Raw genomic sequence first — 14,426 nt, 5'->3', positions numbered from 1 at the left:
CTGTGGAATGGCTTCCTCTACACTATATGCCGTGGAATATACATCGGACGGCGCCGCCGACCTCCAAGGATTCTTCGCGGATCTCGTCCGCTGCGAGACGCGCCTGTACAACGCGCTGAACGACCGCCTGCGCGAGCGCCACGGCATCGTGACCTCGCAGTTCGAGTTCCTGCGGTTCCTGCGCGAGCACCCGGGGGCCCGGGTGGCCGACCTCGCCGCGGAGTTCGCCATCGGAGCCGGCGCGACCAGCAAGGGCGTCGACCGCCTGGAGAAGCAGGGCTGGGTCGTCCGCCAGGCCAATCCGGCGGACCGCCGGTCCTCGCTCCTGGCCCTGACCGACGACGGTTCACAGCTCCTCGATGCTGCCGAGGCGACCTTCGCCGCGGGCCTGAGCGAGCTGGTCGAAGGCGCCCTCGACCAGTCCACGACGGCAGCCGCCGCCCAGGCTCTCCGCCGGCTGCGCTCCGCGCTCGAACGCGACCAGGTCGGCACCCCCACCGGCTGAAGGCGCGAGCCCGGTCGACCGCCCGCCTACGCGCGGCCCGGCGACACCGCGCCCCCTTGTCGTCACCTTCGGCGAAGGCCCTGTCGGGGTTGCCTCCGCGGCCGGCAAGGCGCAGGCTGGAGCTGTCCCCATGGAAGCCGCGTAGGGCGAGAGCCCCGCGGAGAGCAGGGAACTCGGGAGCGTCACCGCCCGTCCGGAGGAGCGGCCACGTCCCGAGCACACCCGGGTGAAACGAAACAAACCGTCCGGTCCGACTGCGCACGGACGGAGGCCCCCAGCGGGGTCGCTCTCGGAACAGCATCTCGCCGCGTCGTACGCGACGCTCCGTCCGGCCAGTGAGCACGGACGGCATCAACGAAAGCATTGCAGGCGTCAAGAACGAGAGTGCAAGTCGCAGGAGCAGTAGAGGCCCCCTCCTGGTAGAGGGGGCCGACGCCTGCGTCGGGCAGGCCTCGCCGCCGCTTCAGGCCCTCCCCGGTCGGCTTCGGTGCCCGTCCGGGGCAGGGCTCAGCTGTCCAGTGCGAGTGCGTTCTTGGCGTGCGCGACGGATTCCTCCGAGGCGGGTCCGCCGGGGTTCTCGGTGGCCAGGGCCTGGTTGAGGGTGACGAACGGGCGCATCCGCCGCTCGTAGCGGGCATACGCGGCACGGTGGTCGCCGGCGGCCCGGGCAAGGCAGTCGGCCAGTACGTGGGCGCCCACGAGAGACCAGGCTGGTGCCCTGCCCCGAGAGGGGGGAAGGGCAGTAGCCGGCGTCTCCGAGCAGGGCCACCCGGCCCCGCGACCACGAGTCCATGCGGATCTGGGCCATCGCGTCGCAGTAGAAGTCGGGGGCCTTCCGGGCGGCCTCGGCCAAACGGGCCCCTTCCCATCGCGTCGACGCGAGCTTGTCCACGACGAGCTGCCGGAGGGCGTCGCCGTCGCGGAGGGCGCGGGCGAGGGGGGCGGACTCGAAGCCGAAGGCGATCCTGAGCTCGGTGTTGTCGCGTACGGGCATGATGCCGAAACCCGCGTCGCCGTCCCGCAGCCACACCTGCCAGTCGTCCAGGGCGAGGAAGTTGTCCGCGCCGACGCCGAAGGGCTCTCGGCGCTCTCCATGCGCGGCGTCGCGGCCCGCCTCGGCGTCGCGGCGATGTCGACCTACCGGTACGTCCCGAGCAAGGAGGACCTCGTCCTGCGCATGGCCGACGCCGCGTTCGGCGAGAGGTCCTACCCCGCAGAAGCCCCCGAGGACTGGCGTACCCGCATCGAACTGGGCGCCCGGACCCTGTGGAGCCTGTACCGGCAGCACCCGTGGCTGGCCCAGCTCGGCTGCCTCACTCGCCCGCTGCTCGTGCCCAATCTGATGGTCCACGGCGAATGGGGGCTGGGCGCCCTCGACGGCCACGGACTCGACCCCACGACGCTGTTCGACGTCCACGTCCTGCTCTACAGCCACGTCCAGGGCCTGGCGGTGCACCTGGAGATGGAGGCGCACGCCGAAGCCGCCACGGGCCAGTCGGAGGACCAGTGGATGGACAGCCGCGCCCCCGCCCTCCAGGAACTGGTGGCATCCGGCCGCTTCCCGGCCTTCACCAAGGTGGTCGGAGCCTTCGAGGACGGCTACGACCTGCGTCTCGACGCGCTCTTCGAATTCGGTCTCAAGACGCTCCTCGACGGCCTGACTTCCATCGTCGAAGGCCAGGAATGAGCCAGGGCCGGTCCGGAGCGCGGGCCGGGGTGGCGGGGCCACCCTCACCCTCAATAGCCATATGAAATTATTTATATTGAGGATATCCCACTCCTCATACGCCTCTTTCGTCACTGCACACCCAATCACCCTGCACAGGTAGCGGAATTTCGTCGAAGCACTCGACACCGTTCCGCAGTCATGGGACAGTCAATGTGAACCACCTGGTTTTGAGGAGCACAAGTTGCCCGTTTCCAGGAGACTGATCTCGCCCGACGGGCGCATCTGGGAGACCGACGAAATCGTGGCCCGCGCATTCGCCGCCACCGAATTTCTTGCACGCCGTGGCGTCGAACCCGGTTCACGGGTGATGATGAGCGGGGCCAATTCCCCGGAATGGGTCGTCACCCTGCTCGCGCTCATTCACCTCGACGCTTCGGTGGTCCTGGCCGATCATCGAGCCACCCCGTCGCAGCGATCGAAGATCCGCGGCCAGGCGCGCGTGGTGCTCGAAATCGGCGACGGCGCGGGCCGCACCGCGGCGGCGCGCCCCGCTTCGAACTCGGCGGCCGTGCCCGATGTCGCGAGCTGGGCACGGCGTCAGGACGCCGCGATCTCCTGGTCGTCGGGGACGACCGGCGGCCCCAAAGGCATCGTCCGCTCCGGCCGTTCGATTCTGGACAACCTCGCGCTCAGTGCGGAACGCATGGGGTACCGGCCTGACGACGTCTTCCTGCCGATCCTGCCGTACTCCCACCAGTACGGTCTGTCGCTGGTCCTCTGCTGGTGGCTGGGCGGCGGCACGCTCGTGGTCTACGGATCGACCACGCGCCTGGACCGTGCGCTCGTGGTCGGCGTGGACCACGGCCTCTCCATCGTCGACGGGGCCCCCTCGACCTACTACAGCCTGCTCAACCTGCTCGACCGTCGCCCCGCCCTCGTGAACGCGCTGGGGACGGTACGAGCCTGGTGCGTGGGCGGCGCGCCGCTGGGGAGCAGCCTGGCGGCCCGGTTCCACGCCCGCACGGGCCGGCACCTGCTCGACGGCTACGGAGCGACCGAGACGGGAAACATCGCGCTGGCGCCCCCTGCCGATCCGGTCGGGTGCGGCACACCGCTGCCCGGTGTGGTCGTCGAGGTCCACGACGACCACGGCAGGCCGCTTCCCCCCGGCCGGCTCGGCGAGCTCGTCGTCCGCAGTGACGGCCTGATGACCGGCCACCTCGGCACCGACGGCGAGGTCGTTCCGGTGTCGAGTCCCGTTCACCGCACCGGCGACATCGGCCTGGTCGACGACGCCGGCCGTGTCTTCCCGGTCGGGCGCAAGCACGCCGCGCACCGTGACGGTCACACGCTCTATCCCGACCACCTCGCCAAGCTGGCCGAGTCGGCCGGCGCACAGACGGAGGTCGTCGCGCTCCCCGACGCGCGTCTGGGCTGCCGTCTGGTGTTCGTGATCGCGGACCCGGACGCTCACGAGCCCGCGCACTGGAAACGGCTGCTGCGCCCTGTGTTCGCCCGCTACGAGCAGCCCGATCAGATCGTCGTGCTTCCCTCGCTGCCCCTCACGAACACGGGAAAGCCCGACCGGGCCGTTCTGGAGAAGATCGCCATGAGCTCGCTGTCCGCATCGCCCAGGGCGACCGCCGACGTCACCGCGTCCGCTTCGACCGCCGACCCGACCACCGGTACCACCGGCACCACCGGCTACCGCATCCCCTTCGCCGACCGCGTCGACGCGCTGCGCGCAGTGCGCCGGTATGTGGCCGACCACGAGGACGCGGTGAGGGGAATCCTCACCGAGATCTCGCCCCACCACACCGCCGGCGCGGAGATCCGCTCGTTCCTCGCCACCCTGGACGGAGCGGAGGAGGAGATCCGTCGCGTCCGGCCCGGCTGCGTGCCTCGGGTCGCGGTCTTCATGCCCTCCAACATGCCGCTCCATTCCTACGCGCTCTACATGCTCACAGCATCCCTTTACAGCGAGAGAATCACCTTTCGGCCGTCCTCCGAGATCAAAAGCCAGATGCGACGCTTGCACGACCTGCTGGCGCCGGTTCACGGCCTGCCCATCAGCCTTTCCGAGCTCAGTCAGCGCAAGTTCGTGACGGGACCGGTACGCGAAGCGGACCTCATCGTCTTCACCGGCAATTACGCCAATGCCGAGACCGTCCGCGAGGGGCTGGCAGAAGACCAACTCCTCCTCTTCTTCGGTAACGGCATCAATCCCTTCGTGATCGCACCCGACGCCGACCTCACCCGCGCCGTGCACGACGTCACGAGGCTCCGGCTCTACAACTCGGGCCAGGACTGCTTCGGTCCCGACGTCGTGTTCACACCGAAGGGCCGCACCGAGGAATTCGTCGACCTGCTGTCCGCCGAACTGGCTTCGCTGCGTTTCGGGCAGAACGGCGACCCCGTCGCCGACTACGGTCCGATCTTCTACGACTCGGCGCTGGTGAACTGCTCGGGCTACCTGGTGCACCATGCGCGTCGCATCCGGCACGGCGGGCGCATCGACCTGCCGTCCCGCAAGATCGAGCCGACCGTGCTGCTCTGGGGCTTCGACGACAAGATCCCCCTCGAAGAGATGTTCGCCCCGGTGTTCAACGTCGTGGCCTACCCCAGCGCGAGGCTGCTGCGTGAACGGCTGTCGAACCCCTACTTCAGCGAACGCGCGCTGGGAGCGATGGTCTACGGGAACGATCCGCAGACGGTGGATGTCCTGGCCAAGCGTCACCAGACCTGTGTCGACCACACGCTGCTCGACGCCGAGGACGGCAACCGCCCGTTCGGTGGATTCGGGATGCGGGCGAACTACATCTCCTACGGCGGCGAGCGGCACGCCGAACCGCTGCTCATGTCGCAGGCCGTGGCGCAGACCCTCCCGGCGGCTGCCCCCGTCACGGCGAGCGGGGAGTGAGCCAGGTGAGCCAGGTGAGCCCGGTGAGCAAGCGGTACGCCGACGCGTGGTCCGCGATCGTCGACCTGCTGGTGGCGAACGGCGTGGACACCTGCTTCGGATTGCCCGGCGACGATCTGGAGTTGCTGCGCGCCCTCGACGCCGCCGGCCTGGACCTCGTGCCGTGCCGTGACCAGCGCAACGCGATGTACATGGCGACCGGTTACGCACTGCAGTCGGGCCGGCTCGCCGTATGCGCACTGGGCAAGGGCCCGGCTGTCACACACGCGGCCACGGGGCTGCTCGAGGCGCGGGAGTCCGGTGCGCCCGTCCTCGTGCTCGCCGCCGGCATGCCCGAACGCCGCCGGGGCAGCGGCGGGTTCCAGGAACTCGACCAGGTCGCCGTGACAGCGCCGCTCGTGCGGTGGGCCCACCGGGTCGGGCACCCGGACCGGGTCGTCCCCGCGACGGTGACGGCGCTGACCCGAGCGGTGGGGCCGCCGTCCGGACCGGTGTACCTGGAAGTGCCCGATGACGTCCGGACGGCGGAGGTCCTCGTCACCGGAGCGTGGCCGACGCTGCCCGAACCGCTGGTCCTCGAATCCGTCCCCGTGACACCGGGACCGGCCCTGGCGGCGATCCGCGAGAGCCGGCGTCCGGTGGTGCTGGTGGGCGGCGGAATGCGGCACCGCAACGGCGGCGGTGTGGTCGAGTGTTTCGCCGAACGCCTCGGCGCGGCACTGTTCACCACCGCGTCCGGCCGGGGTGCCGTCGACGAGCACCACCCGCTGTTCTGCGGCCTGGCGGGCCTCTACGCCGCGGCCCCCGCCCGCGAACTGTGGTCGTCCTGCGACCTGGTGGTCTCGCTCGCCGGGCGGCTGGAGGAGACGGTCGTCGAAGGCGGAACACCGTGGCCCCCGGTCACGGTGGTGCAGGTCAACGTGGATCCGGGCGGCCTGTCGGCCGAGTTCCCGGGCCCGCGGGTGCTCGGGGACGCCCGGCACGCCGTGCTCGGTTGGTCGCGGGTGCTGGAGGAAGGCGGCGAGGCCGAGCGCGCGGCCGCGACCGAGGTGTGGGCGAACAGGATCGCCGTCGCCCGTAAGGCCATGTCGCTCGAGGTGGAGGAGGAGCTGGTCCGCGCGGCGACGCTACCGGGGATCCGCATCGCCGAGCTGCTCGCCGCGCTCGATGCCACCGCCGGCGAGCGCCACGTGCTGGTCCAGGAGAACGGGCTGCAGGACATGTGGTCCTACGGCTTCCCCTTCCACGTCGGTGGCGGGTCCGTCGTGCCGTCGGAGCAGACCCCCTTGGGCTTCGGAGCGGCCGCGGCCATCGGGGTCAAACGGGCCGCCCCGGACCACGAGGTCACCGCGTTCATCGGGGACGGAGCGTTCCTCGCGGCCCGCGCGGACATCGCCGTCACCGCTGCGGCCCACGGCGGCGTGCTGTACGTGGTGCTGTGCAACGGCGGCTACGGCTGGCTGGACGCCCAACGCGCCCGCCTCGGTCTCGACGCCGAACGGCACCCCTTCGCCCGCCCCGGCGCGCCGCCGCCCGTGGTGGACGGGCCGGACGTCCACTGTCGAGTGCTGCGCGACAAGGCCGCGCTGACCGAGGAGATCCTTGCCGCGCGGCGGTTCTGCTCCCGGGGAGGCACCGCCGTGCTCATGGTGCCCGTCGCACCCGACGACATCCTCCCCTGCATCCGCGACGCCGAGGTGGTTCCCCAGTGACGAACGCGGGAGAGCGGGGCGACGCCGGGCGCAGCCGGCCCCGGCGCCGGGTGGTGGTCACCGGGTACGGGGCGGTGACGCCGCTCGGCCACAGTGTCGGCGAGACATGGGCGGCGATGCTCGCCGGGCGCAGCGGCATCGCCACCGTGGACGCGATCGACGTGACCGGTCTCGGAGTCCGGATCGGCGGCCAGGTGCGCGGCTTCACACCCGGCCGCTACATGCCGCCGGCGGTCAGCCGCCGCGCCGACCCGTACGCACAGTACGCCCTCGCCGCGGCGCTGGAGGCGTGCGAGCACGCCGGACTCGTCGTCGACGACCGCCTGGCGCCGCGGGTCGCCGTGGTCATCGGCAGCGGCTACGGCCCGGTCGGGTCGATCTACCGCGCCGCGAACATCCTGCGCGACAAGGGGCCGCGGGGCATCAGCCCGTTCACCCAGGTCACCACCGCCATGGACAGCGCCGCCTGCGAGATCAGCATGCGTCTCGGCACCCAGGGGCCCAGCCGGGCCCAGAGCACGGCGTGCGCCAGCGGCGCGGACGCGGTGGGCGCGGGGATGCGCATGATCGGCAACGGGGAGGCCGACGTCGTCCTGGTCGGCGGCGCCGACGCCTGCGTCACCGCCGTCGACCTCGCGGGCAGCGGCAACGCCCGCGCGCTGTCCAGGCGCAACGACGACCCGACCGCGGCGTGCCGGCCGTTCGACGCGCACCGCGACGGGTTCGTGATGAGCGAGGGAGCCGCCGTGCTGGTGCTGGAGGCCGCCGAGGTGGCCGACGGGCGAGGGGCGACGGCTCTGGCCGAACTCGCGGGTTACGGAGCGAGTTCCGACGCTCATCACTGGACCGCTCCGCACCCGCAGGGGCGGGGCGCGTGCCTCGCCGTCGAGGCGGCATTGCGCGACGCGGGGATCACGGGGGCGGACGTGGACTACGTCAACGCGCACGGCACCGGAACGCTGCTGAACGACGCCACCGAGACGGCCGTCCTGCGCACGGTGCTGGGTGATCGTGTCACCCGGATCCCGGTCAGCTCCACCAAGTCGATGACCGGGCACATGATCGGTGCCGCCGGAGCGGTCGAGCTCGTGGCGTCGATCCAGGTCCTGCGCACGGGTGACGTCCCGCCGACCGTCAACTGCGACGAGCCGATCGACCCCGACATCAACTTCGTGCCGCACCGGGCGCAGCACCACGAGCGGATGCGGATCGCGCTCAGCAACTCGTTCGGCTTCGGCGGCCACAATGCCGCTCTCGTGGTCCGAGCCGTGTGAGGGCCCGGCCGTGAACCGCCTCCCGGAGCCGACCCCGAGCGCCGCCGCCACCCGCAGCGGGCCGCTGACCTGGGTCCAGCAGTGGCACTGGTTCGAGCGCACCATTCCCGCACGACGGCGGGTGAACCCGACACCCCTCGCCGACCACTGCCACGTCCCGCCGCCGGCCACCGTCGCCGACGTCCACGCGGCACTCGCAGCCCTCACCGCCCGTCATGAGGCACTGCGCACCACGGTCGACCCGCTCCGCCCGGTCCAGCACGTGCACCGCGCGGACTGGGCCCCGCTGCCGGTCGACCACCTCGACGTCCACGCCGTCGATGCCGACACCCTGGACGCCGCCACCGCGGCGCTGGCCGCCCGCCCGATCGATCCCGAGCGGAACCCGCCCTGGCGCGCCAGGGTGCTGCTGGAGGCAGGGAGGCCGCGTGCGGTCCTGCTGGCCGCCCATCACGTCGTGATCGACGGATGGGGGCTGGCGGTGCTGATCAACCAGTTGCACGACCGACTGCGCGGCGCCGGCGCACCGAAGGAGGCATCCCAGCACCCGCTCGACACGATCGCCGCCCAGGCGCCGGAACGCGCCCGCGCGGCGGAGCGCGAGTGGCTCACGCGGCTCGCGGGCAACCCGACCGGTGTGCTGGCCCCATTCGGCGGGACCGACGACGGCGCTGGGCGCCACCGCCTCCAGCACCGCTCGGCGGGTACGTACGACGACCTCCACCGCGTCGCCCGGCGCCATCGGGTCAGTCCGGAGGTCGTCGTGCTCGCGGCGCTGGCCCACGACGTCGCCACCCGCACCGGCGAACTCCGCTTCCTCGCGTCGGTGGTGGTCTCCAACCGGGCCCGGGCCGCTCTGCGGAACAGCGTCGGCGTCCGTGCCCTGACGGTTCCGGTCCAGATCGACCTCCGCCCGGGCGCGGCGTTCTGCGAGGTGGTCGCCTCGGTCGCCGCCGCCTCCGCCGCCGCCTACCGGCACGGTCAGTGGCGCCCCGCGGAACTGGTCGCCGCCCAGGCGCGCATGGACCGTCGCCGCGGTGTCGTGACCGTACCGACCATCGAGTACAACTGCTACTCGTGGCCGCGCGACTACCTGGTCCCCGGGTACCTGGTCCCCGCGCCCGACACTCCGCCGGACGGGTCCGCGACCTGGATCCGCAGCGCGCCCGACGAGCCCTGCGACACGCTGTACGTCGACCTCGGCCTCGATGCGGGGGTCGTCACCCTCGATGTCACCGTCGGGGACCACCTGCTCGACGCCGGGCAGGCCGTGGCGTTGCCCGTCCGGTTGTGCGCCTTCCTGCGCGCGCTCGCCGACGGTGCCGAGTGCCCGGTTCCGGCGCGCCCACGTGCACCGGCCACCGCCGGATGGTGGCGCGCCCCGCAGGGATGGGTGTGCCCGGCCAGGGTCGAAGAGGTGCTGCGCGGCCACCCCGGAGTGCTCGACGTGACGGTGGCGCCCAGCGAGGACGCCGCGGGGGAAGGCGAACCGCACCTCGTCGCACACGCCCGCACCGCTCCCGGTGTCACCCCCGACGAGTTGCACCGCCACGTCCTGGACCACCTCGACGAAGTGCCCGGCATCGCGGCCCCGGCCCGCTACGTCCTGTCCCCGGCCGGCCCCGGGTCCGACCGGTCCTACACCCCCACCACCGGCGCGGGAACGCTGCGGATCCCGTCTCGCCCGCCCACGACGGACGCCGAACGGGCGCTGGCCGCCGCCGTGGCCGCTGTCGCACCCGGCGATCCGCCGGACGGCTCCCCCGACCGGCCTGACGCGGTGGACATGAACCGCTGCCTCGCCGACCACGGCGTCACCCTGGTCGCCGTCCCCCGCCTGCTGGCGCTGCTCCACCAGTTCGGCTTCACCGGGATCGCGTCGGACGAGCTGGCCGGAACGGCCTCGCTCGGCCACCTCGCCACCGCCCTGGAGCCCTCACCGCCCCGCGCCCATCGTGGAGGAGACACCTCGCCATGACCGCGTCCCGCACCGCCGGCCCGTCCGCGGACCGCCTGGCCCCGTGGGCCTTCGCCGCCTTCGTCGAGGCGAACACCCACGACACGGCGTACCGCCCGCCGGTGGTGGACGGTCCCGTCGGACCGACCATCGTCCGCAACGGCCGTGAGCTGGTGAACTTCGCCAGCATCAGCTTCCTCGATCTGGAGCGCCACGTCCCGGTACGGCGGCATTTCGCGGAGGGGGCGCTCGCCCACGGCCTGAGCACCAGCGGATCCAGGATGACCCAGGGGATCTGCCGCCCGCACCAGGTGCTGGAGGAGACGATCGCCCGTCACACCGGCAAGGAACGAGCCATCAGCTTCGCCACGGGGCTCCTGGCCAACATCGGGTTCGTCCACGCCATGAGCAGTTCCGCGCACTTCGACGCCGGGATCGAGGTGCGCAACCACGACACCGTGTTCGTCGTCGACCGCGACGTCCACTGGAGCATCTGGAAGGGCCTCCAGGGGCTCGGCTACGGCCGCAACGTCCACGCGTTCCGGCACAACGACGTCTCCGACCTGGCCCGCGTCCTGGAGCGGGTCCGCACCCGCAAGACCGTGGTGATCGCCGAGAGCATCTATTCGGCCGACGGCACCATGGGGCCGATCGTGGAGATCCTCGACGAGTGCGACCGGCACGGCGCCGTCAGCATGATCGACGATGCGAACGGCTTCATGGTCTACGGACCCGAGAACCGTCCCTACGCCCGGGAGGCGGCGGCGATCCGGGAGCGGGCCGACTTCGTCATGGTGTCGCTGTCGAAGGCCATCGGTCTGGAAGGCGGCGCGATCGCCGGGCCGGCGGCGGCCATCGACGCCTTCGAACTGCTTTCCGGCACTTCGATGTTCACGGCCGCCATCCAGCCGCCGACCGCTTACGCCGCCGACCGCACGATCGGCGTCCTCGCCGGCGATCCGGGGATCGTCGACGACTACCTGGCGCATGCCGCCCGCCTTCGCCGGCAGATGCACGAGGCCGGCACGGCGACGACGCCGACCGAGTCGTACATGCTCTCGGTGCCGATCGGAAGCGACGCCGCCGCCCTGCAGATGCGGGAGTGGTTCGTCGAGGACGGCTACCTCGTACCCGTCTTCTCCTACCCGGCCGTCTCACGCAACCAGGCGCTCCTGCGCCTGTTCCCGCACGCGGGCCACACCGAGGAGCAGATGGACGGCTTCCTGCACACCCTCCTCGCCTACCGACGACGCCTCGGGCTCTGACGTCCCCACCGACGCCCGCCGCACCGAGGCCCGCCCCACCGACCGATGAGCTACGCCGACCCCATCCCCATCCCCATCCCCAGCGGAAGGAACCCGTGGTGGACAACACCGACATCCTCAACGCCATTGCCGAGATCGTCGAAGAGGTCCTCGGCATCGACTCCGCCGAGGTGAGCGCCGAGACGTCGTTCACCGACGACCTCGACGTCGACTCCCTGGCCATGATGGAGATCGCCGTGGCGGTCGAGGACAGGTTCGAGGTGAAGATCCCGGACGACCGGGTCACGGGGTTGAGGACCGTCGGCGACGCGGTGAACTACGTCGCCGAGCACCGGTGACCGCCGCCGGCGCGGCCCTTCCCCACGAGGCTCCCCAGGAGGTCGGGCAGCCATGAGCGTCCTCGATCGCTTCCGGCTCGACGGCCGCGTCGCCGTGGTCACCGGCGCCTCCTCCGGGCTGGGCGTCGCCTTCGCCACCGCGGTGGCGGAGGCCGGCGCCGACGTCGTCCTCGGGGCGCGGCGCACCGAGCGGCTGGAGACCGTGCGCGCGGCCGTCGAGAAGCTCGGCCGCCGGGCCGTCGCCGTACGCACCGACGTCGCCGAGCCGGAGGACTGCCGCAGGCTGGTCGACGCGGCTGTGCGGGCATTCGGGCGAGTGGACATTCTCGTCAACAACGCCGGGATCAGCAGTGAGCAACCCGCGGCGGAGGAGACCCCGGAGCAGTTCCGCGAGGTCATCGACATCAATCTCAACGGCTCCTACTGGATGGCCCAGGCCGCAGGCGCGGTGATGCTGCCCGGCAGTTCCATCGTCAACGTCTCGAGCATCCTCGCCCTGGTCACGGGCGGGCTGCCGCAGGCCGCCTACTCGGCGTCGAAGGCCGGGATCCTCGGGCTCACCCGCGATCTCGCCCAGCAGTGGACCCCCGGCAGGGGCATCCGCGTGAACGCCCTCGCGCCGGGTCTCTTCACCTCCGCGATGACCGACGGCTACGCCGAGGGCTACCTGGAGGCGATGATGCCGCGGGTGCTCTCAGGCCGCATCGGGCGGCCCGAGGAGCTCGCTGCGGCTCTGGTCTTCCTCGTCTCCGACGCGGCGTCCTACATCACCGGCACCACCCTGACGGTCGACGGGGGCACCCACATCGCATAGTGACATCCGGCGCCGGACCCGCCCGAGCCGCCCGTGCCGCCGATGGGCCGCCGCCACGCCATGCTGACGCCCCGAACCCGAACCCCGGAGAGCCACCGATGACGACGGAGCCGACTGCCCGGTCCCTTCCGCGCGAACCGCTCGGCGATTCGCACCTGCGCCGCCTGATCGCGGGTCAAGGGCTGGCGGCCGTGGTCGATGCGCTGTTCATCGTCTGGCTCACGCTCTTCGTGCTCGACCTGTCGGAACCCGGAATCGCCACGGGATTGGTGCTCGTGGCCGTGGCGCTGCCGCGAGCGGTGCTCCTGCCTCCCGCGGGAGTACTGGTCGACCGCCTCGGTCCCACCCGTGTCGTGGCCGGTGCCGCCTGGCTCCGGGTCGCCGTCCTGCTCGCCCTCGGCGCCCTGGTCACCTTCACCTCACCGTCGTTGACGACGGTCGCGCTGCTCGGCGGGCTGCTCGGCGCCGCCGACGCCGCGTACTTCCCGGCGGCCCTGGCGCTGCTGCCCGCCGTCGTGCCGACCGACAAGCTCTCCCGGGTCAACGGGCTGGTGCAGGGCGCGGAGTCGGGGGGCGATCTGGTCGGCCCGGCGGTGGCCGCCGGATGCATCGCCGCGGTCGGCTTCGCCGCGACGCTCGGTGGGATCGTGGCGATGGCCGCGTTGGCCGCCGTCGTCCTCAGCACGCTGATCCGCGTGGTACGACGTGGCGAAGGTGCCGGGGACGACGCCGGTCCGGCCGCCGTCGACGGCGAGCAGTTCAGCAGTGCGCGTGCCCTCGGCGTGGGCTTGAGGTACACCTGGCACGAACCACTGGTGCGCGGGATGCTGGCAGCCATCGCCCTGATCACTGGTACTCCAGGATGGGAAGGCCGCTGAACAGCGACGGAGCCGGATTCGCGGGGCTGTCTGGGAGAGGCATGGGAAAAGTCGGCGTCCACAGCGAGGCCCCCACCACCTCCTTCTCCCACACTCTCTGGAGATACCCAACTATCCGCTCCTCCATCACGAGTGTTACCTCGCTGTAGGTGCCCTCCACTCCTGGCAGCTCATGACCCATCCGCCCCTCGACTGCCACCCGTGGGATGTCGCCCGGCTCGTCCAGCTTCGCCTTGTGCCAGTGCCGCAGCCGGTAGATGTCCTCTCCAGCCATCTCCTCGACGGCCGGCAGCGCTGGCCGGGCCCACCGCTCGTACCGAGGCCGGGACGCCCGCTCCTCGGCGCCGTCCCGGATCGGGAGCCAGTAGGTGTCATTGAAGTTCGTGTCTAACAGCGGCTTGCCCTGCATCGACAGGAACATCCACGGCTGGTCGTGCGACGCCAGGAGGGCCTGGTGCATCTCGTGCAGGAACGGCGGGATGACGATCGTCCTCCAGCTGTCGTACTTCGGCGCAGCCAGCACTGCTCTCTTGTCGGCCCGATAGGTCTGGTACTGCACCCGGAGAGCGTGGAGGGACTCGTACCGCTGGAGGGCCTCCACGCGCAGCTCGGCGTCCGGCTCGGAGGCGGGCCAGTACGGCGAGGCGTAGCCGCGCTGCAGTCCGAACATCTCGCCCGGCGGCCGCAGTCCGGTGAAGGCGATGGTCCAGATATAGGTCCACCCAGCGAATCCCCAGACGTGGTAGGCGTTCTGGGCCACCTGGTGCACGGATCGGGTGGACAGCTGCCGCTTGACTCGGCGCACCTGCTTCTTCTTGTACAGGCCTCGCCGCTTCTGCTCCACGATGGGCGACTCCTCGCGGTATTTGTACTTCACTACCGCATCGTCCATGATCATCTTAAATGTACTCAGGACTGCGTTCGCGTAGTTGTGCGAGTATTTGGCCTGCACGAATTTCCTGAACGCGTCGTACTGGATGGGCGTGATCCCGTCCACCGTGCTCTGCGCCCAATAGGGGCGAATCACAGCCGACAGCCGGGACTTGTACGACCTCATGGAATTGCTGCGCAGACTGACCCCTTCGAACCAGAGG

General features: G+C 71.2%; 12 protein-coding genes. 10 read left to right on the top strand and 2 right to left on the bottom strand.

Annotated elements, in window-relative coordinates; translation table 11 throughout:
- Nucleotides 1-7 precede the first annotated feature (7 nt).
- On the top strand, nucleotides 8-505 hold the full coding sequence (locus tag ACIQVZ_RS19855; RefSeq protein ID WP_402451547.1) for a MarR family winged helix-turn-helix transcriptional regulator: 498 nt from the start codon (nucleotides 8-10) through the stop codon (nucleotides 503-505).
- A gap of 507 nt (nucleotides 506-1,012) precedes the next feature.
- Here the strand turns inward: ACIQVZ_RS19855 and ACIQVZ_RS19850 are convergent.
- Nucleotides 1,013-1,204 carry a hypothetical protein gene (locus ACIQVZ_RS19850; RefSeq protein ID WP_402451545.1) on the bottom strand — a complete coding sequence of 64 codons (192 nt, stop codon included), beginning with the start codon at nucleotides 1,202-1,204 and terminating at the stop codon, nucleotides 1,013-1,015.
- Nucleotides 1,205-1,598: 394 nt separating this feature from the next.
- Here ACIQVZ_RS19850 and ACIQVZ_RS19845 point away from each other — a divergent pair, with 394 nt between their 5' ends.
- The 9 genes from ACIQVZ_RS19845 to ACIQVZ_RS19805 all read left to right on the top strand — a co-directional run bounded on the left by ACIQVZ_RS19845 (nucleotide 1,599) and on the right by ACIQVZ_RS19805 (nucleotide 13,332).
- The gene (locus ACIQVZ_RS19845; protein WP_402451542.1) at nucleotides 1,599-2,192 is read left to right on the top strand and encodes a TetR/AcrR family transcriptional regulator; all 594 of its coding nucleotides are present in this window, start codon (nucleotides 1,599-1,601) and stop codon (nucleotides 2,190-2,192) included.
- 223 nt (nucleotides 2,193-2,415) lie between these two features.
- Nucleotides 2,416-5,094 (top strand): aldehyde dehydrogenase family protein, encoded by a 2,679-nt coding sequence (locus tag ACIQVZ_RS19840; RefSeq protein WP_402451539.1) that lies wholly within the window; start codon nucleotides 2,416-2,418, stop codon nucleotides 5,092-5,094.
- 5 nt (nucleotides 5,095-5,099) lie between these two features.
- The gene (locus ACIQVZ_RS19835; RefSeq protein WP_402451537.1) at nucleotides 5,100-6,806 is read left to right on the top strand and encodes a thiamine pyrophosphate-binding protein; all 1,707 of its coding nucleotides are present in this window, start codon (nucleotides 5,100-5,102) and stop codon (nucleotides 6,804-6,806) included.
- On the top strand, nucleotides 6,803-8,080 hold the full coding sequence (fabF, locus tag ACIQVZ_RS19830; protein WP_402451534.1) for a beta-ketoacyl-ACP synthase II: 1,278 nt from the start codon (nucleotides 6,803-6,805) through the stop codon (nucleotides 8,078-8,080). The genes ACIQVZ_RS19835 and fabF overlap by 4 nt, the downstream gene beginning before the upstream one ends.
- A gap of 10 nt (nucleotides 8,081-8,090) precedes the next feature.
- The gene (locus ACIQVZ_RS19825; protein ID WP_402451531.1) at nucleotides 8,091-10,058 is read left to right on the top strand and encodes a condensation domain-containing protein; all 1,968 of its coding nucleotides are present in this window, start codon (nucleotides 8,091-8,093) and stop codon (nucleotides 10,056-10,058) included.
- The gene (locus tag ACIQVZ_RS19820; RefSeq protein ID WP_350879351.1) at nucleotides 10,055-11,302 is read left to right on the top strand and encodes an aminotransferase class I/II-fold pyridoxal phosphate-dependent enzyme; all 1,248 of its coding nucleotides are present in this window, start codon (nucleotides 10,055-10,057) and stop codon (nucleotides 11,300-11,302) included. Before ACIQVZ_RS19825 ends, ACIQVZ_RS19820 begins: the two co-directional genes overlap by 4 nt.
- 95 nt (nucleotides 11,303-11,397) lie before the next feature.
- Nucleotides 11,398-11,640 (top strand): acyl carrier protein, encoded by a 243-nt coding sequence (locus ACIQVZ_RS19815; protein WP_350879353.1) that lies wholly within the window; start codon nucleotides 11,398-11,400, stop codon nucleotides 11,638-11,640.
- Nucleotides 11,641-11,692: 52 nt separating this feature from the next.
- Nucleotides 11,693-12,454, top strand: a complete 762-nt coding sequence (locus ACIQVZ_RS19810) for a glucose 1-dehydrogenase (RefSeq protein ID WP_350879354.1) — start codon at nucleotides 11,693-11,695, stop codon at nucleotides 12,452-12,454.
- A 98-nt stretch (nucleotides 12,455-12,552) separates the two neighbouring features.
- Nucleotides 12,553-13,332, top strand: coding sequence for an MFS transporter (locus tag ACIQVZ_RS19805; protein ID WP_402451528.1), 780 nt, complete (start codon nucleotides 12,553-12,555; stop codon nucleotides 13,330-13,332).
- Here ACIQVZ_RS19805 and ACIQVZ_RS19800 read toward each other — a convergent pair.
- Nucleotides 13,301-14,426: integrase (locus ACIQVZ_RS19800; protein ID WP_402451526.1), on the bottom strand; the 1,126-nt coding region annotated here is incomplete at its 5' end. The two genes, ACIQVZ_RS19805 and ACIQVZ_RS19800, sit on opposite strands and share 32 nt — an antisense overlap.

The organism is Kitasatospora sp. NPDC098663, assembly GCF_044760075.1.
GTDB lineage: Bacteria > Actinomycetota > Actinomycetes > Streptomycetales > Streptomycetaceae > Kitasatospora.
The sequence above is the reverse complement of the archived record's forward strand: the minus strand, read 5'-3'. Positions and strand labels throughout refer to the sequence as shown.